This is a genomic window from Cellulomonas sp. P5_C6 (assembly GCF_054049635.1).
This window is the reverse complement of sequence record NZ_JBFULZ010000395.1, coordinates 1-636: the sequence shown is the minus strand read 5'-3', so window position 1 is coordinate 636 and position 636 is coordinate 1. Positions and strand designations below refer to the sequence as shown.

Sequence of the window (636 nt, the reverse complement as noted above, 5' to 3'; positions counted from 1 at the left end):
CCGMGATCTACACTTATGACCTCGTCGGCAGCGTCAGATGTGTATAWGAGACTGTCGGTGTGGTGGCCGGTCGCGGTGGTGCCGGCGCGTCGACGCTGGCGGCGGCCCTCGCCCGGCAGCTCGCGCGCCGCACCGCGACCGCGCTGGTGGACCTGGACCGCGCGTCCGGCGGGATCGACGTGCTGCTGGGGCTCGAGTCCGCCGACGGGGTGCGTTGGCCCGACCTCGCGGACGCGCGCGGGGAGGTGGCCGGGGCCGACGTCCTCGCGCTGCTGCCGCGGTGGGGGGCCTGCGCGGTGCTCAGCGCCGACCGGGAGCGGCCGGGAGCACCCGAGCCGGGGGTTGTGGCCGACGTCCTGCACGCGTTGACGGGGTCGGTCGGTGCGCTCGTGCTCGACCTCGACCGGGCCTCCGTCGTGGCCGGGGAGTCGGTCGCGCCCGTGTGCGACGCCGTGCTCGTCGTCGCGCCGCGGGACCTGCGCACGGTCGCCGGCATCCTCGCGATGCGACCGCGGCTGGTCGGGGTCCCGACGTGGCTGGTGGTGCGCGGTCCGGCGCCCGGCGGGCTCGGCGCGGCGGAGCTGTCGGAGGCCGTCGGGCTCCCGGCGCTCGGCACGCTCCGGGCGGACGGGGGCC

Annotated in this window: 1 protein-coding gene; it reads left to right on the top strand. The window is 77.8% G+C overall.

What is annotated here, in order from left to right; translation table 11 throughout:
• Positions 1–62: 62 nt before the first annotated feature.
• Positions 63–636, top strand: a 574-nt coding sequence (locus tag ACXJKG_RS21365) for a pilus assembly protein FlpE (RefSeq protein WP_456847719.1), incomplete at its 3' end; no start/stop codon positions are given.